17 protein-coding genes and 1 pseudogene are annotated in these 22,643 nt (G+C 59.8%); 8 read left to right on the forward strand and 10 right to left on the reverse strand.

The genetic code is table 11. The annotated features are described in order from the left end of the window. From AC1DVW_RS20200 to AC1DVW_RS20210, 3 genes are all read right to left on the reverse strand, one after another. The coding region (locus AC1DVW_RS20200; protein ID WP_477325359.1) for a DUF4347 domain-containing protein at positions 1-1,688 on the reverse strand (1,688 nt) is incomplete at its 3' end. A 92-nt stretch (positions 1,689-1,780) separates the two neighbouring features. Beyond that, complete coding sequence (locus AC1DVW_RS20205; RefSeq protein WP_477325361.1) at positions 1,781-2,095, reverse strand: hypothetical protein; 315 nt, start codon at positions 2,093-2,095, stop codon at positions 1,781-1,783. 552 nt (positions 2,096-2,647) lie between these two features. Next, complete coding sequence (locus AC1DVW_RS20210; RefSeq protein WP_477325363.1) at positions 2,648-2,950, reverse strand: hypothetical protein; 303 nt, start codon at positions 2,948-2,950, stop codon at positions 2,648-2,650. Positions 2,951-3,071: 121 nt separating this feature from the next. Here AC1DVW_RS20210 and AC1DVW_RS20215 point away from each other — a divergent pair, with 121 nt between their 5' ends. Beyond that, on the forward strand, positions 3,072-5,570 hold the full coding sequence (locus AC1DVW_RS20215; RefSeq protein ID WP_477325365.1) for a glycosyltransferase: 2,499 nt from the start codon (positions 3,072-3,074) through the stop codon (positions 5,568-5,570). Between the two features lie 623 nt (positions 5,571-6,193). On the opposite strand, the gene AC1DVW_RS20220 is transcribed toward AC1DVW_RS20215, so the two are convergent. Further along, positions 6,194-6,985 carry a glycosyltransferase family 2 protein gene (locus AC1DVW_RS20220; protein WP_477325367.1) on the reverse strand — a complete coding sequence of 264 codons (792 nt, stop codon included), beginning with the start codon at positions 6,983-6,985 and terminating at the stop codon, positions 6,194-6,196. 56 nt (positions 6,986-7,041) lie between these two features. After that, on the reverse strand, positions 7,042-7,893 hold the full coding sequence (locus AC1DVW_RS20225) for a glycosyltransferase family 2 protein (RefSeq protein ID WP_477325369.1): 852 nt from the start codon (positions 7,891-7,893) through the stop codon (positions 7,042-7,044). 1,091 nt (positions 7,894-8,984) lie between these two features. On the opposite strand from AC1DVW_RS20225, the gene AC1DVW_RS20230 reads away from it, so the two are divergent. Continuing rightward, positions 8,985-9,791 carry a hypothetical protein gene (locus AC1DVW_RS20230; protein WP_477325371.1) on the forward strand — a complete coding sequence of 269 codons (807 nt, stop codon included), beginning with the start codon at positions 8,985-8,987 and terminating at the stop codon, positions 9,789-9,791. Positions 9,792-10,076: 285 nt separating this feature from the next. On the opposite strand, the pseudogene AC1DVW_RS20235 reads toward AC1DVW_RS20230, so the two are convergent. From AC1DVW_RS20235 to AC1DVW_RS20245, 3 genes and pseudogenes are all read right to left on the reverse strand, one after another. Then, positions 10,077-10,754: pseudogene (locus AC1DVW_RS20235) on the reverse strand (SMP-30/gluconolactonase/LRE family protein); the annotation flags it as partial. A gap of 222 nt (positions 10,755-10,976) precedes the next feature. Continuing rightward, complete coding sequence (locus AC1DVW_RS20240; RefSeq protein ID WP_477325373.1) at positions 10,977-11,762, reverse strand: SDR family oxidoreductase; 786 nt, start codon at positions 11,760-11,762, stop codon at positions 10,977-10,979. Next, positions 11,759-12,535, reverse strand: coding sequence for an SDR family NAD(P)-dependent oxidoreductase (locus tag AC1DVW_RS20245; RefSeq protein WP_477325375.1), 777 nt, complete (start codon positions 12,533-12,535; stop codon positions 11,759-11,761). Before AC1DVW_RS20245 ends, AC1DVW_RS20240 begins: the two co-directional genes overlap by 4 nt. Positions 12,536-12,793: 258 nt before the next feature. On the opposite strand from AC1DVW_RS20245, the gene AC1DVW_RS20250 reads away from it, so the two are divergent. Further along, a complete protein-coding gene (locus AC1DVW_RS20250; RefSeq protein ID WP_477325377.1) occupies positions 12,794-14,188 on the forward strand; it encodes a flavin-containing monooxygenase in 1,395 nt (464 codons plus the stop codon). A gap of 9 nt (positions 14,189-14,197) precedes the next feature. On the opposite strand, the gene AC1DVW_RS20255 is transcribed toward AC1DVW_RS20250, so the two are convergent. Then, a complete protein-coding gene (locus AC1DVW_RS20255; RefSeq protein WP_477325379.1) occupies positions 14,198-15,277 on the reverse strand; it encodes a helix-turn-helix transcriptional regulator in 1,080 nt (359 codons plus the stop codon). A gap of 85 nt (positions 15,278-15,362) precedes the next feature. On the opposite strand from AC1DVW_RS20255, the gene betI reads away from it, so the two are divergent. Together betI and AC1DVW_RS20265 are read left to right on the forward strand one after the other, a co-directional pair. Continuing rightward, positions 15,363-15,995 carry a choline-binding transcriptional repressor BetI gene (betI, locus tag AC1DVW_RS20260; protein ID WP_477325381.1) on the forward strand — a complete coding sequence of 211 codons (633 nt, stop codon included), beginning with the start codon at positions 15,363-15,365 and terminating at the stop codon, positions 15,993-15,995. 468 nt (positions 15,996-16,463) lie between these two features. After that, on the forward strand, positions 16,464-16,799 hold the full coding sequence (locus AC1DVW_RS20265) for a hypothetical protein (protein WP_477325383.1): 336 nt from the start codon (positions 16,464-16,466) through the stop codon (positions 16,797-16,799). A gap of 51 nt (positions 16,800-16,850) precedes the next feature. Here AC1DVW_RS20265 and AC1DVW_RS20270 read toward each other — a convergent pair whose 3' ends face one another. Then, positions 16,851-17,633 (reverse strand): helix-turn-helix domain-containing protein, encoded by a 783-nt coding sequence (locus AC1DVW_RS20270; protein WP_477325385.1) that lies wholly within the window; start codon positions 17,631-17,633, stop codon positions 16,851-16,853. Between the two features lie 160 nt (positions 17,634-17,793). On the opposite strand from AC1DVW_RS20270, the gene AC1DVW_RS20275 reads away from it, so the two are divergent. From AC1DVW_RS20275 to AC1DVW_RS20285, 3 genes are read left to right on the forward strand one after another with little or no spacing between them, the layout of a single operon-like run. After that, positions 17,794-19,923, forward strand: coding sequence for a hydantoinase/oxoprolinase family protein (locus tag AC1DVW_RS20275; RefSeq protein WP_477325706.1), 2,130 nt, complete (start codon positions 17,794-17,796; stop codon positions 19,921-19,923). A 12-nt stretch (positions 19,924-19,935) separates the two neighbouring features. Then, positions 19,936-22,140: a hydantoinase B/oxoprolinase family protein gene (locus tag AC1DVW_RS20280; RefSeq protein WP_477325387.1), complete on the forward strand. Its 2,205-nt coding sequence runs from the start codon at positions 19,936-19,938 to the stop codon at positions 22,138-22,140. Further along, positions 22,137-22,622: an acetone carboxylase subunit gamma gene (locus tag AC1DVW_RS20285; RefSeq protein ID WP_477325389.1), complete on the forward strand. Its 486-nt coding sequence runs from the start codon at positions 22,137-22,139 to the stop codon at positions 22,620-22,622. Before AC1DVW_RS20280 ends, AC1DVW_RS20285 begins: the two co-directional genes overlap by 4 nt. Positions 22,623-22,643: the final 21 nt, after the last annotated feature.

Consider the following 22,643-nt stretch of genomic DNA (forward strand, 5'->3'; position numbering starts at 1 on the left):
GTGGCACCCGTGGCGCCAGTCGCACCCGTGGCACCTGTGGCTCCGGTGGCACCTGTGGCGCCAGTCCCACCTGTGGCTCCGGTCTCACCCGTGGCGCCGGTTGCACCTGTAGCTCCGGTCGCACCCGTGGCTCCGGTSGCACCCGTGGCRCCAGTCGCACCCGTGGCACCTGTGGCTCCGGTGGCACCYGTGGCGCCRGTYGCACCTGTTGCTCCGGTCGCACCYGTGGCGCCAGTCGCACCGGTCGCACCTGTGGCGCCAGTCGCACCGGTGGCGCCGGTTGCACCCGTTTCACCTGTAGCTCCGGTGGCGCCAGTCGCTCCGGTCGCACCTGTGGCTCCGGTCGCTCCGGTGGCACCTGTGGCGCCAGTCGCACCTGTAGCTCCGGTCGCACCCGTGGCGCCAGTCGCACCTGTGGCGCCGGTCGCACCCGTGGCGCCAGTCGCTCCTGTGGCGCCGGTCGCACCCGTGGCGCCAGTCGCACCTGTGGCGCCGGTTGCACCTGTTGCTCCGGTCGCACCTGTAGCTCCGGTCGCACCTGTGGCTCCAGTCGCACCCGTGGCGCCAGTCGCACCCGTGGCTCCGGTCGCACCCGTGGCTCCGGTCGCTCCGGTCGCACCTGTGGCTCCAGTCGCACCCGTGGCGCCAGTCGCACCCGTGGCTCCGGTCGCTCCTGTCGCTCCGGTCGCACCTGTCGCTCCGGTGGCGCCAGTCGCACCTGTGGCGCCAGTCGCGCCCGTAGCACCAGTCGCGCCCGTGGGGCCCGCTGGACCTGTCGCTCCCGGGGCGCCGGCACTCGCGAGGGTTATCAGGCCACCAAGAAAGTGATCGCCATCGTTGCCCGGCGCGCCCGTGTTGTTGATGGGCTGGGTATCGAATTGATAACCCGGTTGGTCACCGTCCGTGTCGGGGTCAGCGTCGGCGACATAGGCAAGTGTACCGTATAGGCGGAAGCCCGAGTCATAGATGAGATAGGTATCTCCAACCACAGGGACTGTTACTGTTACCGAAAATTTTGGAGCCATGCCATTGGATGCAGATGGCAACTGAAAGCTACCCACAACTGTATCATCGGTTGTAGGTATTTGCGTACCATTTGTATCGACCAGATAGTACGTGTTGATATTGTTACTTGATCCACTATCTACAGTACCGGTAAGTGTCAGATCGCCCGCGACAAGCACCCCCGCGTAACGTGCCACCCCGTCTGAGGTCAGCGGCGGCAGGGCCGTGGACGCACTCGCGTGTGCGGATATGTCCCAGGTACCGCCCAGAGCGGCTGCGCCAACCAGCGACCTCGACGCGCGGACGTCCGCGCCGACGGCCTCTTCCAGCGCCACTACAAACGTCTCGCCAGCATTCCCCGATGCCGTTTCGCAGCTCCACAGCCGCAGCTCGCCATCCACGGCAAGCGCCCGGCCGATTGCGGCAAGATCCTCAGCCTGTTCCTTCAATGTGGCTGAAGACCACTCCCCTGCAGTGAAGCTGACCCGCCCGGACGCGCCATGTGCGATGACGTGCACCGCATCGAGCCCTGCGTGCCCCGCGAGCGCGGCAGCGATCTCCTGCGCCGCCGGCCGGCGACCGTCGAGCACAATTGCTTGAACCTCGGGTCGCATGCTGCCGAGAACAGTCTGGAGGTCGGAGACTGAAGGGTCGACAAAGAGAATTTCAGAGGCACGGGCCATGACTGGCTCCTGTTGGCTTCGAATTCAATTCACGGGGAAACCGCCCACCGGCCTGGCCGGCGAGCGCTGCGGACTAAGGAGCTTGGGGACCGTCATCGTCCGGACGACCCGACGGCGCCGTCGGGACGTTCTACGGTTGGGGTCTCTACGCGGAGGAAGCTGGCGACCTCAAAATTCCCGCCATCACCAAACGTCCCAATGGCAAGTGAGCCGGCGGTGCTTGGGACCTTGACGGTGAGAGCGACAGCGAGGCTTCGCTTGACGGCTCTGGGAAGAACGACCTGACCGACAATCGCGCTCTTGGCCGTGTCCAGAATGAAATAGTTTACATTTTCGATCGTGTCGCCGATCGGCAAAACGCCCCGAACGGTGACTTCCATGACCGCAAATCCTGCCGTGAAGCTCATCATCTTCTCCTTGGTCGCCGGCGGCCGAGCCGCAGCTTCTGTTGGTTCGTACCCTTAGGTTTCAATCGCTGGTTTCGATCGCTGCCGAGTGCATGCGCTCGCTGAGAAGAGCGTGGCGTCCGCAGGCGCGCAGTGGTCCACGAGGCGCCGAGAAATACCCATCAATCGCCGGGTAATCCTTGCTGGCGGCCAGTTGCGGATAATTGAGAGGTTGATCGAAGCGCAAGCCCGCGTCGCGGGCGCGTCGTTTCGTACTTGGTATCACCCCAACCACAGCCAACTCCCAACACGCAACTTTCGAGGGAATCGACTACTTGCGAGGGAACATCAGGTTGGGAAAACGCCGGCCTTGAGTTCAAGGCAGTACGACGTCTTCTTTGCACGCCACCAGACACTCTCTGCGCCCTCACGCACGAAGTGGCTTGCTCCTGGATACTCTCCTGGCTTCGCAGACTGCGCGGACCGACGGGCCTTCGGCCCGGTCCACGGCTACCCTCCCAGACACATAAGACATTAGTAAATTATAAAATTAGCAACTTGTAAATAACCTGTTTACAATTTGTTAACTGCCCAACCAAGACTAACTACCTTGGCAAACATCGAGATGGCGTGCGTGCGGCCAAATGCATCGAAAAATCCGGGGCTTAAAGATGCTCCACCTTCGTTGGTAACGAAACCTTGATATCGCGGCGGGGTTTTTGCGTGAGCGATTGACCCGATTGGAAGGGTTGTTCGCCCCCCTTCGTCCAAGGTGACCGCGAGACCTTGCTGCCACGGAAAGTGCTGGCTAACAATGGATGGGTTGAGATAGCGCTTGACTGGGAAGGGACGACCGATCTTTGCAACAGAGGTCATGCAAATGGCCAAGGCGGCGGGGTAATGTGCATGAGGTATAAAGGCCGGACAAAGACGCATGAGTTCCCCTTCAACAATTTCGCGCAACGCATAACGAACGCCGCTCCGTCAAGGGATTAGCATGAGCACCATCGGCCTGTGCATGATCGTCAAGAACGAGGCAAAGGTCATCCTGCAATGCCTCGCCAGCGCGCTTCCTATCGTTGACTATGTGCTCGTCATCGACACGGGTTCCGAGGACGGCACGCAAGACCTTATCCGCGGCTTCCTCGCCGATCACAATGTGGAGGGCGCCGTCATTGACGAGCCGTGGCGGGACTTCGCATACAACCGTACTTTCGCCCTTGAACGACTGCGTGAAGTCGAAACTGTCGACTATGCGATGATCATCGACGCGGACGATGTCTTGATCCGGGACCCCACCTTCGATCCGATCGAGTTCAAGTCGCTGATGGAGCACGATCTATACGACGTCGAGCTGTCTCAAGGCGGCATTTCGTATTATCGCCCGCAGATCTGTCGGAACCGAATGGATTTCTCCTTCAAGGGTGTCCTGCATGAATATCTCGAGGCCCCTACCGGCCCTATCACACGCCAGACTGCCAAGGGTTTCAGGGTAGTATCGGGACGTGAAGGAGCGCGCAGTCAAAACCCACGAAAGTACCAGGACGATGCGGCAGTTCTGGAGAATGCACTCGCAACCGAAATCGACCCGTTCGTGATATCGCGTTACACATTTTATCTGGCGCAGAGCTACAGGGACTGCGGGGAATCCGAGAAGGCTTTGCCGCACTATTTGAGGCGTGCGGAACTTGGCTATTGGGATGAGGAAATTTACGTCAGCTTCCTCGAAGCCGGGAAACTGATGGCCGCCTTGGACAAGCCCGTCGACGAGGTCCTCGCCGTCTGGGAGCGGGCCAATCGGACAGTGCCGAAACGTGCGGAGGCGCTGCACGCCGCGAGCCGCTTTTGCCGGGACAAGAAGAAATTTGCCGAGGGCGTCGAATATGCGCAACGCGGCCTGAAGATTCCGTTGACCGACGGAGGGCTTTTTGTTGCGGCGTGGATTTACGAGTATGGCTTGCTCGATGAGCTGGCGGTCAATGCCTATTGGAGCGGTAGGTACACGGAATGCGTGACTGCGTGCGACCGGCTGTTGAATGACGGAAAAGCGCCTGCCGACGTCCGGGAGCGGGTTCTTGAAAACAAGAATTTCGCGCTCGCCAAGCTCGGCGAGGCGTCCGCCGCGGCCGTTCCGCCGGAGGCGGAGACGTTCACTACCCTCCTGCGCACCGCCCGGGAAAAGGAGGGGCTCGGCCGTCCCGACGACGAGGTTCTCGCCGCCTATACCGAAGCGATGGCGGTGGCGCCGGCACGGGCCGAGGCGCTGCACGGCGCCGCACGCTACTGCCGCAACAAGGGCCTCTACCAGCGAGGATACAGGTTTGCCACGCGGGGCCTGGCGCTCGCCTACCCGGCGGGCGCGCCGTCGGTCGAGGATTGGATCTACCAATACGGGCTGCTCGACGAACTGGCGGTCAACGCCTATTGGGTCGAGAAATACGCTGAATGCGCCGACGCCTGCGACCGTCTCCTGACCGAAGGCAAATTACCGGCTAACGAACGGGAGCGGATCGCGAAGAACAAGCAGTTCGCGATCGACAATCTTAAGGGGCCTCAATCCCAGCCAATCGCAGAGTCGGGCACCCGCGACGGCGGATGGGTTCCGCAGGTACGTTCAGCCGGCACCGAGCTCATGGTCGAAGCATTAAAAGAACGGCTGGGCGACGACCTCGACCGGATCAACCTGCAGATAAACCATCCGGGACATGACACGAGCGATAAACGGCCGCGGGTCGTTTGGATGCATCACGACGTCAATCAGACCTGGGTTCAGTGGTGCAAAGACAAGGCGCTTGTCGACACGGTCGACCGGTTCGTGTTCGTCTCATATTGGCAGCGAGAGCGATACCTTAACGAGTTTGGGCTTCCTCCGAAACGTTGCGTCGTCCTCAGGCACGCCCTGGATATGGACACGGAGCTGCGACAGTGGCAGCCGGAGCCGATCTGGCGTTGCGCCTATACCAGCACACCGTTTCGCGGGCTTTCGGTGCTGCTCGACGCGTGGGACCGCCTAAATCCCGCCAACGCCGAACTCCATATCTGGTCGTCGATGAAGCTTTATCTCGGCGACGACGCGCCGTACGAGCACCTTTACGAGCGGGCGAAATCATTGCCAGGAGTGATCTATCACGGCCTGGCGCCTAACGCCGAATTGCGAGTGACGTTGAGAAGTATGCATTTCCTCGCCTATCCCTGCATATTTGCGGAAACGGCCTGCCTCGCCGTGATAGAGGCGATGGCTGCGGGTTGCCGCGTGATCGTGCCCTCCCTGGGCGCGTTGCCCGAAACCACGGGCGGTTACGCGCGGGTCTATCCCTCCAATCCAGAGCCAAGAGATCATGCGGCGGTGTTTGCTGAAAATTTGGCGGCAGAATTGGCTGCGCCGTGGGCCGGCAAACCCGAACTGTCACTGAGCCAACAAGCTCATTGCGCCGCCGTATACGACTGGCCTCGCCGGCAAGGCGAGTGGCTGCACCTAATCCGGGCTTCCGACTGAATGGCAATGAGCGTGAGCGAGACGTCGTTTACTCAGAGTGATACAAAGCCGTGGTACTCAGAAGTGATACAAAGCTGTGGGCTCCAAACCAGAAGATGATGAACCATGTGGTCGCGCTCGCAGAAGGATGCAAGCGCGTGCTGGATGTTGGCGCTGGGAATATACCGGTTCACGAGCAACACACGTTGTGGATTTATACTCTCGGCAATTTCCAGGTATCGACTCCACGAGAGTGAATTTTCGCGGTGGCGAGCTGCCGTTCGAGGCAAAATCATTTGATTTTACATATTGCAGAATACGTTTGAAGACCTCGACGATCGGTCCGCTTTAATTGCCGAATTATCCGTGCCGGTTTACGAGGATATATCCAAACCCTTCCCCACTAGCAGAGGTCTGTGGGGCTCTCCAATTTGGAGAGGGTTACAATCATCACCGGCATTTAGTCTAGTATGGGCAGAATGGTGATGCGTTCACTTTTTTCCTAAATTACCGCAAATTGAATATATCGACCTGCCGATGCTTAGAACGTCGCTTTGTTGCGTGGCGCGCCGCATCTTGCGGTGCGGTGACAGCATGTGTGGCATCCTCTCAGCTTGCGCATCAGATCTTGATAGAAACTTGAATCAAAGCCAAGTTAAAGGGATATCGTGCCCCAATCTTTTAAGTATTGTATGCCTTAATTTCCTTTGTTCTTCGGTAATTGCCGGCCATCGCCGATAAATATGCAAAAAGTCTGGCGCCCACTCGCCACTTGCTCGCGCCGTTTCGTTTAGATGGCCTCGATTTTCGCTATCATGATAGACAGAAACACCTACCATAGGAACATGAGTAAATTTATGCCCTGAACGGAGTATTCCCAATAAAAAATCCCAATCCTCATGACTTCTCAGGAGCTCGTCAAACATCTGGTTCTTTGCTATATCTGCAGAGATCGCTAGTGCGTTGTTAGGAATAAAATTATAGCATATAAGGTTATTTATATCATCCACGTTCGTTTGCTTAATAGTGCGCCCCAGAGCCGCTGAAGGGGAAGCCGAACGTAACTCAACTATCAGTTCGTAGTCAAAATAAAACACTTCGCCCTTCGCCTTTTCAATTGTATCAAATAAATCCACCAAGCAGTTTGGCGTATGTGAATCGTCATCATCAAGAAACATGCAAAATTTTCCCTGGGCAAGTTGCAGGCCAATATTTCGGCTTTTAGCCGGACCTGGAAGGCCACTGCGTCGAATAAAGGTGTCTTGCTTACGCAAATTTCGTTGCGCGGCATCGAAGGTATCATGGCTGCCTTCGTCAGATATAACTAAAATCTCGCAGTCATCAAACTGCTGTCTGGTCAATGACAGAATCGCCCGTTCAAGCAAAGGGGCTCGCTCGTGGGTGGTGATTATTATGGAAAAAAAGGGCGACGGCACCGGATTTGTTCCACGCTATGGCTAGTTGAAACTCAACGCTAAACGATTTGATATTATCAAACCATGCATTTTTCTAGAACCAATCGAAAGTCTCCATCTCTAAGGGAATCGCTGAGGTGTAACCGACTGATTGTATGCTCTGAGGGGCCGGCGGCCAAGAAAACTTCCGCCAGGTCCGCGCCCCACTTCTCGGCAAAGCGGGAGCGGTATGTTGCGTCCCGGTTGGCCGTTCCTTCTCGGCTCTCGGGGCCTCGCCAAGTCGACTTTCCCATAAAATGCAGGAGATATGATTTGACTCCATAAGCTACATCAAACCCTTGAAGAAGAGCTCTTAAACGGTAGTCCACATCTTCTCCGCCACCGTTACCAAATGACTCATCAAATTTTCCGACCTTTGACAATATGGAGAAAGGAAGATAAAAGCAGTAAAATGGCATAAGACGCTCACGGGCAAAATCGTTGTTGCCTTGTGCTCTCCGATTTGTGTCAGCGATCTCATTTAGCGCTTCGTAATTGTCAGAAAACTGCTCCCAGTCCATAAGATATTGCATGATCAGGGGCCCTGAACTATAGCGGACCTGTTGGTTGCAATAGGGAAGCGTAATTTTTTGCTGTGACCGAGGGAGATAGTGCAGCCAGTCTTTGGTGAATATGATGTCATTGTTCATAAATAAAACGTCTTCGTTTCTTGAGTGCGCGAGATCCAGCACGTAATTTACGTTCGCGGCGAAGCTTCGAGGAGTCTCATTTCTCACGACGGAGACGTTCTCCACCTTCCCGAGATGTGGTTCATTTTCGATCAATACGAACTGATCAGCAGAGCTCAGTTGGGTGGTAGAAAAAAACGAAGTCACCGCAGGTACTGTGAACGTCGCAGAATTTTTTGTGGACACCATGCCAAAGATCATGCGAGCCGCCCTAGAATTATCCAATAAACATGCCCTTATAGCGGGATATTGCGCTAATTATCGGTTCATTGCTCATTATTGACAACAAAAATTATCCATAACCAAGCCCCATATAAGGTCGTAAGCATGCACGCTCGCAAAGCGCGAGAGCATGCTGTGGCTGCCAGTATCGCGGGCGTCGGAGCTGTCGGAGAGCGATTTCGAGTGGCTGATCCCCGACGACAGCCCCGAGCCGTCGGCCTAGTTCAGCGCCTTGGCCGACGACCGGGTGCGCTATCGGCATGTGCCGCAGCGGATGTCGGTCGGCGCCAGGCGATCGCCGCCGGATTTGGGAAACCGCAGTCGTCGTCGTCAAAGTGCACGACGATGTCGCCCAGCGCTCGCAGGTTGAGCCAGTTGCGACCAGCAAAGATGCAGCCCGAGCATCCGAGTTTGGTCCCAACACCCGAGATCCCAGTAGAGCTGGCTGCAGTTCAGGCATCGCGAGACGCAAGGCAAAAGAGCTCGGCTTCACATGCCATTTGACTGCCGTGGAGATAGGTCAATCCTACGTTGAAACGTATGACCTCCACAAACATTATGATGAGGTGATAGTCGCCAATGCGGTTACACTCATAAAAAGCCATCATTGCAGATTTGACCTGGTTATCATGGGGGATTGCATCGAGCATATGCGGAAGTCAGATGGAATAGATCGGGTTAATTGTCTGATTTACCGTGCGGGTTACATATGTATAATCACTCCGGAAGCGTTTGTTCAAGATGACTGGGAGGGTCATGCCTCCGAAGCACATATCTCAGTGTGGAGCGTCGAGGATTTTCGCGGACTAAATATGCTTCATCGCTTCCACAATGGGATGCATGCATTCTTGTTGAAGGGCTTTCAACCAAGCCGGATGATCATAACCGGCTAAGGCGAAGTAGGTTCATTCGTCCCGATCCGATCGACCTGCGGACTTAGGCGATAGAGAGAACGAGGATTTAACCTGAAGCGCCGGGATTCCATCAGGGTGGTTGTTGGTGCCGCAGCCGCAGGTTTCACTCTCGCCGCCCTTGCGCCCCGGGACACCACGTCTATAGTCCGCGCGGCCATGTCTCCATCGGCCCGCCCACAGGCAAACCTTCTCACAGCGCCCATCGAGCTTGCCGGCGACTGGGGCCGCATGCTTGAGGGCGCGGCTGATCAGGTCGTCGAGCGGATGCGGCATGCCTGCCTCGATGGCGTCCGGCTGCTCTCGGACCGCCAGCCGACGCGGTTGCGCGTCGACGAGCACACTTCCGGCACGCCGGCCATCTGGCTGCATCCGGACGGCAGCAGCATGGCCTGGATCATCGTCGATATCGGTGAGCGGGACTGGTCGAAGCTCGCCTACCAGTTCGGCCACGAGCTCGGCCATGTCCTCTGCAACAGCTGGCAGCCGGACGCCAGACCGGCGCCTCCCTGCCAATGGCTTGAGGAAGCCATGGTGGAGGCCCACTCGCTGCGCGGGCTCGGGCGCCTGGCGAAATGCTGGAAGGAGGTCCCGCCCTTCGCCGGCGACAACGCCTTCGGCGATGCCATCGCCCGGTACCGGCAGGACATCGTCGACCGCTATGCGGCGCTCGCCGAAAGCCAAGGGCTCATCCGCAACGCCGCGGCGTGGTTCACCGATCATCGCGGCGAGATCGAAATGCCCGCCCTCAATCCGTTCGCCCAGGCGATGTCGGTGACTATCCTGGCCGAATACGACCACGCGCCCGATTGCGTCGAGGCGCTGGGCGCACTCAACCGATGGCCCGGCCGCACAGGTATACCGATCGCCGAGTATCTGAAGCTATGGGAAGCGAGTTGTGTCGAACTGCAAGCCTCGCCGCGACTGCCGGCCCGGCTGCGCGAACTGCTGCGCATCATCGATTAGACGATCACGGTATTTTTCGCACTGCTGCTAAGCGGATCGATGCCAGCCTGCGGGGAGAAAATCGACCGGTCCTATCGATAGTTCGCGAAAGCACGGAATTCACGAACAGCGAAAATTCGTCATTGAAATCAAAAGCCCAAGATTTTTGACGGTATCTGCGTTGAGGGAAAAATAAATTGCGCTCAGGATCAGCCAGTTATCATGGGCTGGAAACAATCGAGTGGGAATGAGGGAAAGACGGCGGCAGCAGTAAAAACTGCGCGGGAACGGCGCGACTACCAATGCCTAAGTTTCTTCGCTCACCTTGATCACAGGCTCCGGCAGGCCCGGACTATCGACTGGCCGCATGAAAACCGCGCCGCCTACATCGCTCATCTTGGTCGCTTCCGTCGTGCTGCTGTTCCAACCGGTCGTCACATACAGCGTCTTCAATTCCGGTCCGCCGAAACAGAGGCTGGTTACGAAAGTGGCCGGTAAATAGAGCAACCTTCGAAGCGTTCCCCTGGCATCAATGCACACGACTTTGCCGCCGCCATAGAGTGCGCACCAGACATTGCCGGCGCTATCGACCGCGAGGCCGTCTGGCATCCCGTCATTGTTTGCAAAGGTGAAGAACACCCGACGGCCGGATATTTTCCCGTCCCGGTCGAGGTCGTAGGAGAGGATGCGATGGCCGACCGTGTCACTGAAATAGAGCATGCGATTGTCGGGTGAGAAGGCCGGGCCATTGCAGATGACAAAACCTTTGTCGGCCACTTCCGCCGTGCCGCCTTGTCCCATCCGATAGAAAGCCGCGCCGGGCTCCCTCTCGGAGAGATCGTAGGTTCCGATCCAGTAGCGTCCGGCACGGTCGACCTTGCCGTCATTGTAGGCCAGATTCTTTTTCTCGTCTTTGGGATCGGCGAAGAAGCGTGTTTTGCCGGTGCTGGTATCGAGAAGGTGTAGGCCGTGATCAACGGCGAGAAGAAGGCGGCCCTATCGCCAAAGACGAGCGATCCGATCGTTTCCCCGAGATCGATCTTCCAGCTTTCGACCACGCCGCGGCCCCCCTTTTGGCGATGCACGAGTGGGCCGTAAAAATCGATCCAGTAAAGAGCTTCCTCCGCCGGATGCCACAAGATGCTCTCGCCCAGCCGGTCGCGCGTTTGAGAACAGATCTGCCATTCTGAATTGCCCGTCGGCATGTCAGCTCCCGATGTGGAACGTCTCGGTATGCCCATCGACGGCGATGGCCTGGCCGGTCACCATCTTGGCGGCCGGCGAGGCGAGGAACAGGCACATATCGGCGATCTCTTCCGGTTTCACGAAGCGCTTGATCGACTGTGACTGGACGTATTCCGTCTGGACGACGTCGAGCGAGACGCCACGGCTTTCGGCCTCGGCCTTGATCACGTGCTGCATGCGAGCGCCATCGACGGAGCCCGGGCAAATTGCGTTGGCGCGCACATCGTAGGGGCCGAGTTCGACGGCGAGAGATTTGGTCAATCCGATCACCGCCCATTTGGCTGCGGCGTAGGGCGTGCGAAGGCCGTAGCCGTAGAGCCCGGCGGTTGAGGAGATATTGATTATGCTTCCCGAACGTTGGGTCTTCATAGGGGGCGTGGCGCGCCTTGCGCAGAGGAACTGCGAATCGAGACAGACGCTCAGGCATGCGCGCCAGTCGTCCAACCTGATGTCTTCGACGTAGCCGGTCGGCCCTTTGGTGCCGGCGTTGTTGACCAGGACATCAAGGCCGTTCAGGTCGCCCAAGGCATCATCAAACCAGCGGTCGATCGCTGCCTCGTCCGTCAGGTCGAGCCGTCTGACGGCGATCTCAGGATATGTCCTGGTGACTTCGTCCAGCGCCCGCTCGTCGACATCGCAAATATGAACCTTGGCGCCATTGTCAGCGAACGCCTTCGCGATCGCCCATCCTATGCCTGAGCCGCCCGCTGTGATCATGACACGCTGCGGCGATGGTGCTGCAGTCATCGCGAAAGCTCTCCGCCGTCCACGACGATATTGGATCCGTTCACATAGGAGCAGAGGCCTGAGCAGAGTGCCACGGCGACCGAGGCAATCTCCTGGGGTTGCGCGAAGCGGCCCATCGGAATGGCAGCCTCATAGCCGGCGCGAATAGCCGCGGCATCAGTTCCCGATTGCCGTGCGATATTGGCCGTCGTTGTTACGACCATCTCCGTGTCGACGCTGCCGGGTGAAATCGTATTCACGCGTATGCCCTGCGGCGCGAGTTCCCCGACAAGCGTGTCCGCAAGCCTCAAGACGCCGGCCTTGGAGGCACAATAGGCTCCCCACAGGGGCCAGCCCTTGAGGCCGTACTGGGACGCGACAAGGACGAGATTTCCGCCGCGGCTCAAATGGCGCGACGCCTCTCGCGCGACCAGGAAGGCGCCGGTCAGGTTCACGTCCAGTACGCGCCGGAAATCCGCCGCCGACATGTCAGCCAGCACAGCGACGGCGCCAATGGCGGCTGCGTGAACGACGTCGTCGATAGGACCCTCAGTGGCTACATCCATGAAGGCACGCACCACTGAGTCTTCATCGGCGACATCGCAGCCGCGAACGGCGTCGGATGCATTGATATCGAGGCGGACGACTGTCGCTCCGGCTTGGTCAAAAGCATCGGCAATCGCCTTGCCAATTCCGCGTGCCGCGCCGGTCACGACAGCACGACGTCCAACAAGAAGCGGTGGCATCTGGAATTGGGGGGACGACCTCCCCTGCGGCGAGTGATTGAGTGTCATGGCAAAGGCTCCCGGTAAAGCATCTTGGATGTGCCGGAAGCGTATTGCACAGAGCGCGGCGCCAACAATGGTGCCGACGGTCACCATCTGCGGAGGGCCTCTGCTGCGGCTGGGCCGCCGTTTGCCGAAGTCTTCGCGGCAACGCGCCCAAACGTGTCGGCGCATAGTTTATGGTGACCGTCGGCACCATTGTTGGAGCCGCGATCCGTGAACTAGGCTTCCGGCACATCCAAGATTGTTTTGCCGGGAGCCTTTGCCATGAAGCCAGATACTCTTCCCAAATGCTGCATCATCGGGGCCGGCTGCAGCGGGATCGTCACCGCCAAGGCGCTTGCGGAACGCGGCATCCCTTTTGACTGGTTTGACATGAGCGACCGGATTGGCGGCCAATGGGCATTCGAGAATCCAAATGGGAAGTCGGCAGCCTATCGCTCCCTGCACATCGATACGTCGAAGTTGCAGCTGCAGCTGTCGGACTTTCCGATGCCTGCCGACACGCCTCACTATCTGCACCACACGCAAGTGCTGGCCTATCTGACGGCCTATGTGGAGCACTTCGGCCTGTCAGGCAAAGTCAGGCTCAACACCGAAGTCACCGAGGCCACACGTGACGGCCAGGGAACATGGCAGATTCGCTTGGGCGACGGCCAGACGCGCTCTTACGATGCCCTGTTCGTCTGCAATGGGCATCACTGGGATTCCCGCTTGCCGGACCCAGCCTATCCAGGCCATTTCGACGGCACGCAAATTCACTCGCATGGCTATCGCGACCCATTCACCCCGATCGACTTCAGGGGCAAAAGCGTTCTCGTCGTCGGGATGGGCAATTCGGCAATGGACATCGCCAACGAGCTTTGCCCCCGCCACATATCGAAGAGGCTCTTTGTGAGCACGCGGCGCGGCGCGCATATCTTTCCACGATTTCTGCTCGGAAAGCCGGCCGACAAGGGCAAGCTCTATCCCTGGCTGCCGCTGTCATGGCAACGCTGGGTCGGTCGTCGGATATTCCATTTCGCAGTTGGCTACATGGAGGACTTCGGTCTGCCGAAACCGGACCACCGCGTCTTCGAGGCTCATATCTCGGTATCGGACACCTTCCCGACTCTGGTCGCTTCGGGCGATATTGAGATTCGGCCTGGGATCAGAGAGCTCGATGGGGACAGCGTCGTTTTCGAAGACGGGCGTCGCGAACAGATCGATATCATCGTCTGGGCCACCGGCTATAAGGTCAGTTTTCCGTTCTTCGATCCGTCTTTCATATCGGCGCCCGGCAATCGGCTGCCTCTCTTCAAGCGCGTCCTCAAGCCCGGCATCCCGAACCTGTTCTTCATCGCTTTGGCCCAACCCAGCATCACGCTGTTCGCGCTTGCCGAGCGCCAGGCGAAATGGATCGCGGCCTATCTGTCGGGTGAATACGCATTGCCGGACGTGGAGGAACAGTCACGCATGATCGTCGCCGACGAGAAGAAGCACATGGCGCGCTATTACGCTTCGGCGCGCCACACGATGCAGCTCGATCAGGACATCTATTTTGCCGAACTGGACGGTGAGCTGCGGCGCGGCCGGAAGCGAGCGCGTGCCCTTGGCTTCGGACGCACACGACTGCCGGTGCCTAGCCTTGCTGAGACCGAAGTTCCCGCTGCAGCTGAGTGAACACGGGTATCATCTTCCAGGTGCTCGCAGATGTTGCATGTAGGTGAGGAAGAGTTCTCTCTCGGTGGTGATGTCGAGCTTCTGGTAGAGGCGAAGCCGATGGTTCTTGATGGTGCCGCGCTTGAGGCCGAGGCGGCTGGCGATGCTGGCGATCGGATGCCCTTCCAGGGTGAGCATCACAATCTGTTTCTCGCGGTGGGTAAGGCAGGCAAGCCAGCCGTCGTCTTGCCCGCTCGGAGCGTGCAGGGCGGACACTTCCACCTGATCACACATGCCTCCCGGAGCAACACCAAAATCCGTAGCCAGGGGAGACCTGATGATGAGCCGGCCGTCGGCAAGCGATGTCTGCGTTCTGCCGAGGCTGGCCAAGTCCGCCAGAGCCTCAGTGAGCCCGCCATTTGGATCAGCCTCAAGCGTCCTCCAGGCGCGATTGGCGGCGAGCTCCTTGCCGCTGCGGTCGATCAGTCGGAACGGTTTCTCGGTCGAATGGTCGACCAGGCCGCGGCCGATGATTGCCTTGAGGTGCGCTTTGTGCAGCCCCGCCAAAAGCGGAAAAACGCTCTCGATGCGCGCGATCTCAACGGCGGTGAATTCACCTGCGGCCCGGTCAAGAATAAGCGTCGGGCTGGCGCCGCCGATTGGCGGCAAGAACACCGCGATTTCATCGCTGATGCGCGCGGCGCGCAGGAACTCCAGGGCGTAGCGGCTCTTCCACAGTTCCGCCGGTGCAAGTCCCCGCAATGATTTGACGGCGGGCGTGGCGATTGTTCTCCAGTAATGATGGAAAGGGTCGAACGCGTAGAGACCAGAGTCATAAGGCGCTGCAACCTCAGTCCTGATCTGGCGAGGAATAACAAGGTCTGGCGCGCCAAAACTCGAATAGCGGACCAGTGACAGGAGATCGGCGTCGACCAATGACGTCAGCACCTCCAGCAGCCGGTCATAGAAGGCCTCGCCGCCAATGGCAGCACTGGCGCGCTCCATGGCGTCCCAAAATCCCGTCCCGGTCATGTCGCGCGGAACTTCGAAGGCGTTCAACGACAAGGCTTGGTGTCGAGCATCGGCACGTACCGGAGAAAGAACGTTCATGTCTCAACTCCTTGGCTGATTGGCTTGAAAATTGGTCAACCGGCCAATTCTTGATCCCATTGGCCAAGTATGTCAATATCGACGCATGAGCCTGACCAGAATAAGCGATATTCGACGCCGAGAACTGCGCCATGCCGCCTATGAAGTCCTCCAGGCGGAAGGAATGGGCGGGGCAACCATCCAAAAGGTTGCGCAGAAGGCGGGCGCGTCCAAGGGCATCGTCCACCACTATTTCAAAACCAAGCAGGAACTGTTCGAGCATGCCATGCGGCACTCGAATGCTCTGCTGCGCGATGAGGTGATCCGGCTGATGCGCCTTGCACGTAGCCCTGATCAGCGGCTATGGGCGATCATCGAAGGCAATTTCAGCACGGCGTTCTTCACGCCCGGGATCTGTCGCGCCTGGCTTGCCCTTTGCGCCGAAATCCCGCGCGAGCCACAGCTGGCGCGTATCCAGCGCGTCGTTCATGCCCGCATGCATTCGAACTTGATGACCGCACTGTCGGCACTGGTTCCAGCAGACGAACGGGAAACTGTCGCGCTTGGCATAACGACACTTATCGACGGGCTTTGGCTCAGGCAGGGGCTGCATCCAGGCCAGCTGACCGCATCGGAAGCGCTGGTGCAAATGGCCGATTATCTGGCCCATCGTATCCCGCATCTAGAATGGCACGAACATCTCTCCCGGGCTCGCGTGGCGAGCGCGCAGTCGCGCTAGTTGGCCGACTTCATTGCCGCGCTTGGTATGACAGTTGGCGAAACCTGTTGTCTGCGGTCTTGTTGACCATACGCACCTGATCCACCGACGACGGGATGCGGCACGAATGGCGCTCCGGGCGACTAGTTGGGGTTTAGGCGACGGATGGAGACGTTCGCTCGCGGTCGTTGCCTGTTCCTACAAGCCGCTGTCATACGCCATACTTGCCTGGACACAGTCTGTGAAAACGGGTGATAAGGTCGGCCTGCGCTCAGAGTCAAAGATGGGCCGAGGGTACAGAAAATGGCACACCGCCTATGCTACGCGATGCTTGGCTTCTCGGCCCTTGCCCTGGTCGCGTGCCAAACTGCCCCTGAAACGCAGCAACCTGCCGCTGTCGAACCTGGGCTAGGACCTGGTCCCAATCCTTCCCAACCTGCTTTGGGTCCTGCCGCTGTTTCTTCCGGTTCGGCACTCATGGATCAATCCGTGGCGATCACGCCCCCTGGCAAAGGCATTCCAGCAAAATACGCTGCCTTTTCGGGCCTATGGGCCGGACGATTGGAGGGAATGTATGAAGCCAAACTTGCGGTTCAGACGATTTCTTCCAACGGAAAGGTGACGGTCACCTATGCGTGGGGAAATCTGGCCGACAACTATCCGGGAGAGGCCGCCGGCGCCGGAAGAATAATAGGGACCACGTTGAAGCTTGGGCGGCTCCCGAATGGCGCGGACCTCAGCTTTGTGATGCAGTCAGACGGAACCCTGGCCGCAACCGTTGCGCTTTCTGGCCAGACCTACACGGGCGCGTTCCTCAAGCAATAATCAAAGACGCGTCTGCTTGGTGGCGCTCCGGCCAACCTCCGGGGCAACATGTCAGTTCGTAGATTCCCGGTGCTGGAAGAACTGCAAAAACAGTTCCCGCTCGGTGGTGATGTCGAGCTTCTCGTAAATGCGGCGGCGATGGTTCTTGACGGTGCCGACGGTGATGCCGAGTCGCTCGGCGATGTTGGCGGTCGGATGTCCGGCCAGGATGAGCTGCACGAGTTCGCGCTCGCGCTGCGAGAGTTCCGGCCACAGGCTCGCCGGGATGCTGGGCTCTTGCCGCGGTGAAGCCCCGGGGCCGGTCGGTGCCGATGTGCGGGAAAAGTCCGCGCCGCGCGCGGTAATGTCGAGCGCATGCAGCGCCTCGAACACCGGCAGCCGCTCTTCCAGCTGGGCGATTTCGCTGTCCTTGAACGAATTGGTCGAGCGGTCGAGGAAGATGCCGAGGCACCAGTCGCCGCCATCGGCAAGCATGATGCCGACCTCGTCGCAGATTTCCGACTGCGCCAGGAAGCCGGCTATGTACTGGCCGCGCTTGGCCTCTTCGTCGGCAAGCCCTTTCAGCGGCATGATGCCGAGCCGTCGCTCGCGCCGCCACGAGGCATAGAACGGATCGAAGACATAGTAGCTAGCGAGATAACGCTGGACCATCTCGTCCGAGAAGCGCCGGTGCTTGATGAATTCCGGTGTCTGCGTCGCCGAATAGCGCGTCACGGTGACGAGGTCGTGCGCGATGTCGGCGCCGATCAGATCGATCAGGCAGTCGACATGCCTGTCCGTGCCGGTGGCGGCGATCGCCTTGGCGAGCGGCGCCCAGATATTGCCCATGCGCATGCCCTTTTCTCGGCGATCCCGGCCCAACCGTCATTGTGTCTTTAGGCATATGGCGCGAGGCAGCCTGTCCAAACTAGCCTTGCGTCATCCTAGACCACATCCCGAGGCGACCGTGACCCAGCCCAATCCCGCCGGCCCCATCGTTGGCAATCCGCCGATCATTGGCAATCCCATCGTCATCGGTATCGACGCCGGTGGCACCATGACCGACACGATCCTTGTCGATCAGGACGGCCACTTCAAGATCGGCAAGTCGGCGACGACACCGAAGAACGAGGCCGAGGGCTTCCTGGCTTCGGCCGAGGACGCGGCGGATGCCTGGGGCATCTCGCTGGAGCAGCTCTTCTCCGGCGTCAATGTCGTGCTTTATTCTGGCACCGGCATGCTCAACACGCTGTTGTCGCGCACCGGCCGTCGGCTTGGCCTGATCACCACCAAGGGCCTTGAGGACATGATCCTGATGGGCCGTGGCCTGCAGGCCTGGGCCGATTATTCCTATGCCGACCGGTTGCATGCCGTGACCCATCACCATCCCGATCCGCTGGTGCCGCGCCGCCGCACCCATGGCGTCACCGAGCGCATCGACCAGTTCGGCGACATCGTGCTGCCGCTCTACGAGCATGAGGTCGTCATTGCTGCGAAGAAGCTGATCGCCGACAAAGTCGAAGCGATCTGCATCATGACCATTTTTTCGCACGTCAATCCGGTGCACGAGAAACGCATCGCCGCGATCTGCCGCCGGGAGGTTGAGAGGGCCGGCGCCGACATCATCGTCTACACCAGCCATGAGGTCCGCCCGGTCATCCGCGAGCAGTCGCGGCTGAACTCGGTGCTGATCGAAGCCTATGCCACGTCGCGCGGCCGCAAGCAGCTCAAAGGCATCGAGGACGTCTCGAAGAAATACGGCTTCAAATACGGCGTGCAGACGCTGCTCTCCTTCGGCGGCCTGACCTCGATCAACCACCCGCGCCTGCATGAAACCATGATCTCCGGCCCGATCGGCGGCATTCTGGGGGCGGCCTATGTCGGCAAGCTAATCGGCAACGACTCGCTGATCTGCTCGGACATGGGCGGCACCTCCTTCGACATGGGCGTCATCACGCGCGGCCAGACGCGGATCGAGAACGAGCCGCTGATGGACCGCTTCAAGCTCAACGTGCCGACGCTGCATCTCGACACCATTGGCGCCGGCGCCGGCATGATCCTCAAGGTCGATCCGCTGACCAAGAAAGTCTCGCTCGGGCCGGAAAGTGCTGGCTCCGATCCCGGCCCGATCTGCTTCGATCGCGGCGGCACCGAGCCCACCATCGCCGACTGCGATGCCATCCTCGGCCGCCTCAACCCGCACTACTTCCTCGGCGGCAAGGTCGTGCTGCAGGTCGAAAAGGCCCGCAAGGCTTTCCAGGAGAAATGCTCCGACATCCTTGGTGTCGGGCTGGAGGAGGCCGCCGAAGGCATGATCGACATGCTGGAGTCCGACGCCAACAATGCGCTGCGCCGCGTCATCTCCGGCCAAGGCATCCACCCCTCGGAATTCACGCTGCTCTCCTATGGCGGCTCCGGGCCGCTGCATCTCGCCGGCTGCTCCAGGGGCATCGGCTTCAAGGACATCATCACCTTCCAGTTCGCCGCCGCCTTCTCCGCCTTTGGCTGCACCACGGCCGACTTCATGCGCCGTCATTCGGTGTCGACGCAGCACGACATCCCTTCGCGCGCTGACGAGGCGACGCTGGTCGCTTTCGGCGCCAAGGTCACCACGGTGTGGAACGACCTGACAAAGGCCGCGGTCGATGAGATGATCACCGACGGCCACGCCCGCGAGAAGATCAGGACCGTGCCGTTCCTGATGATGCGCTACACCGGCCAGCTTGAGGACGTCGAGGTCATGGCGCCGCTGGCCGAGGTCAATTCGGCCGACGACATGCGCAAGGTCATCGACGAGTTCGAAGCGGTCTACGCCAAGGTCAACCATCGCGTTTCGCGCTATGGCGAGGCCGGCTTCACCATCACTGAGCTCGGGCTGATCGCCACCGCCGACAAGGTCAAGCCGGTGTTGCTCAAGCGGCCGCTCGGCAAGTCGGACCCGGCAGCCGCCCACAAGGGTGTGCGCGAGGCCTATATTGGTGGACGCTGGCACAAGGCCAATCTCTACGAGATGGACCTGCTGCAGCCCGGCCATGAAGTGATCGGCCCGGCCATCATCGAACATCCCGCCACCACGCTCGTCGTTCATCCGCAGGACCGTGTCCATGTCGATGAACGGACGCTGCTGCACTACACCCACGCTTGAGAGGGCACCGCCATGTTGGACAAACCTGCTTCGGCCCTGCGCCTTCGCGAAAGACTGCTCGATTCCGAGCGGCTGATGGAAGAGACCGGCTGCTATGACGGCATCACCGAACTCACACTGCGCAACCAGGATCCGCTGAAATTCGAGACACTGCACACCAAGCTGCGCGCCTATTGCGTCTCGGCTCGCGAAATGGCCCGCCGCATCTCGGCTTCGCCCGGCGTGCGCGAGGTCGGCGAGATGGTCGTCGCCATCTATACGCCCGAGGGTGACGCCATCGCACTCTCCAACGGCATCATGGTCCATGTCCATACGATGAGCCGCTTCATCAAATGGATGATCAAGAACAATTACGAGGAAAACCCGAAGATCCGCGAAGGCGATATCTTCGCCAACAACGACGCCTTCATCGGCACCGTGCAGGTGCCTGACGTCATGGACGTGGTGCCGATCTTCCATGACGGCACGCTGGTCGGCTGGGCGGGAGCGGTGTGCCATGAGCTGGAAGCCGGCGGCATCACCCCCGGCGGCGACGTCTGCCTGGCCCAGGAGCGCTTCACCGAAGGCCTGTTCGTCTGCGCCGAAAAGATCGGCGAGAATGACGAGATTCGCCGCGATTACGTCATCCGCTGCGAGCGCAATCTGCGCATGCCGATCTACTGGGTGCTCGACGAAAAGGCCAAGGTCGCCTCCTGCATCGACATGCGCGAAAGCGTCAAGCAGCTGATCTCCGAGATCGGCCTCGACTACTGGATGAAGGTGTCGAAGGAGTTCATCGAGGAAGGCCGCCGCGCCCAGCTCGCCCGCACCCGCCAGCTCACCGTGCCCGGCATCTATCGCGGCCACACTTTTTACGGCCATGTCACTGCCGGCAAGCCCGGCTTCCAGCTGCTCGGCGACCCGGACTGGCTCTACAACATCCCGATCGAGATGGAGATCACCACCGACGGCAAGATCACCATGGACTTCGAGGGCACGCAGCCCTGGGGCTACCATTCGATGAACTGCACGCCGGCCGGCATGGATGGCGGCATGTTCGTCACGCTGACCCAGCACATGAATTTCGAAGGGCTGGTCAATGACGGCGCCTGGATGGCGACCGAGCTGAAATTGCCGCATGGCACCTGGACCAATCCCGACAACGAGATGGTGGCGACCGCCACCTCGTGGGCCCTGCTGCTGCCGGCCTATGGCGTCTTCCAGCGGCTGTTGTCGCGCAGCTTCGTGGCGCGCGGCTTCGTCGAGGAAGCCTTTGTCGGCCAGGTCAACAGCCCGATGATCGAGATGGGCGGCGAAAGTCAGTATGGCACGCCGTTCGGCATGGCGCATTTCGAATGCGCCGCCGCCGGCTCCGGCGCGCTCGCCATCAAGGACGGGCTCGACACAGCCTATGTCGGCTGGAACCCTGAGTCCGACATGGGCAACATCGAGGTCTGGGAACAGTCGATGCCGATGGTGTATATCGGCCGCTCGATCGTCCCCAACTCGGGCGGCGCCGGCAAATATCGCGGCGGCTGTTCGTTCGTCTCGACCTGGCTGATCAACAAGACCTCGCATCTCCGGCTCCACACCTCGGAACACTCCTCGCGTGTGTTCGACAATGGCGGCATGTGCGGCGGCTATCCGGCGCCGACCTGCCAGAAGCATCGCGCGGTGCGCAATTCCAACATCCACGAGCTGGCGGCAAAAGGCGAACCGCTGGCGCATGCGCCCGGCATCGACCCTGATGTTTCCGACTACGAGAAGAACATTGGCGGCGACCATGTCGTGGTCGAAGGCCCCTACATCACCTCGCCGCACAAGTCCGGCGACATCTTCAGCCACTCCTACAATGGCGGCGGCGGCTATGGCGACGTGCTGGAGCGCGATCCGATCAAGACGGCATGGGATGTCGAGAACGGCTTTCTCACCCGCGAAGCGGCGGACCACGTTTTCGGCATCGTGCTGAAGGACGACGCCGATGGCTATCCCGTCGCCGATATCGACGCCACCGTCGAACGCCGTGCCGCCATGCGCAGAGAGCGTCTGGCCAAGGCGATCCCTGTCACGGATTGGATCGCCGCCGAGCGCAGCCGCGTCGAGAAGGCCGACTTCGCGCCCGAGGTGAAGAAAATGTACGCCAGCGCGATCAAGCTGTCGTCGCGCTTCACCAGGGAATTCAGCGAGTTCTGGAACGTCGACGCCAGATCGATCTTCATGCCGGGAGCAAAGCCATGACCTCATACAGCAAGGAAGTCATCCGCGATCTGGCCGCCGGCCAGCTGCCCTGGCCGCAGACGCGGCGCATCATGAGCACCTACAAGGACGATGACCGCTTCTTCAAGATGGTCGCCGTCTATCAGGACCGCGTTGCCTGGAAGGATCCCATCCTGCTGCCGGTTTCGGATCATTTGTTCATCTGCCAGAGCGGCGATGAGCGCATCACCCGCTGCGAATGCGGCCATTCCTTCGGCGACTATCGCAAGAACTGGAAGCTGAACGCCGCGATCAACGTGCGCAACACCGAGGAGACGCTGCGCGAGATCTATCCGAACAGCGATCTCCCCGATCCCGAATGGATGGAGATCCGCGAATTCATCTGCCCGCAATGCGGCACGCTGCACGAGGTCGAGGCGGCGGCACCGGGCTATCCGATCGTCCATGATTTCGAACCCGACCTCGAAGGCTTCTATCGCGAATGGCTGGGCAAACCTCTATGAGGGCTTTGGTTTTGTGAACCG

This window comes from Mesorhizobium sp. P3_B5 (assembly GCF_056402815.1).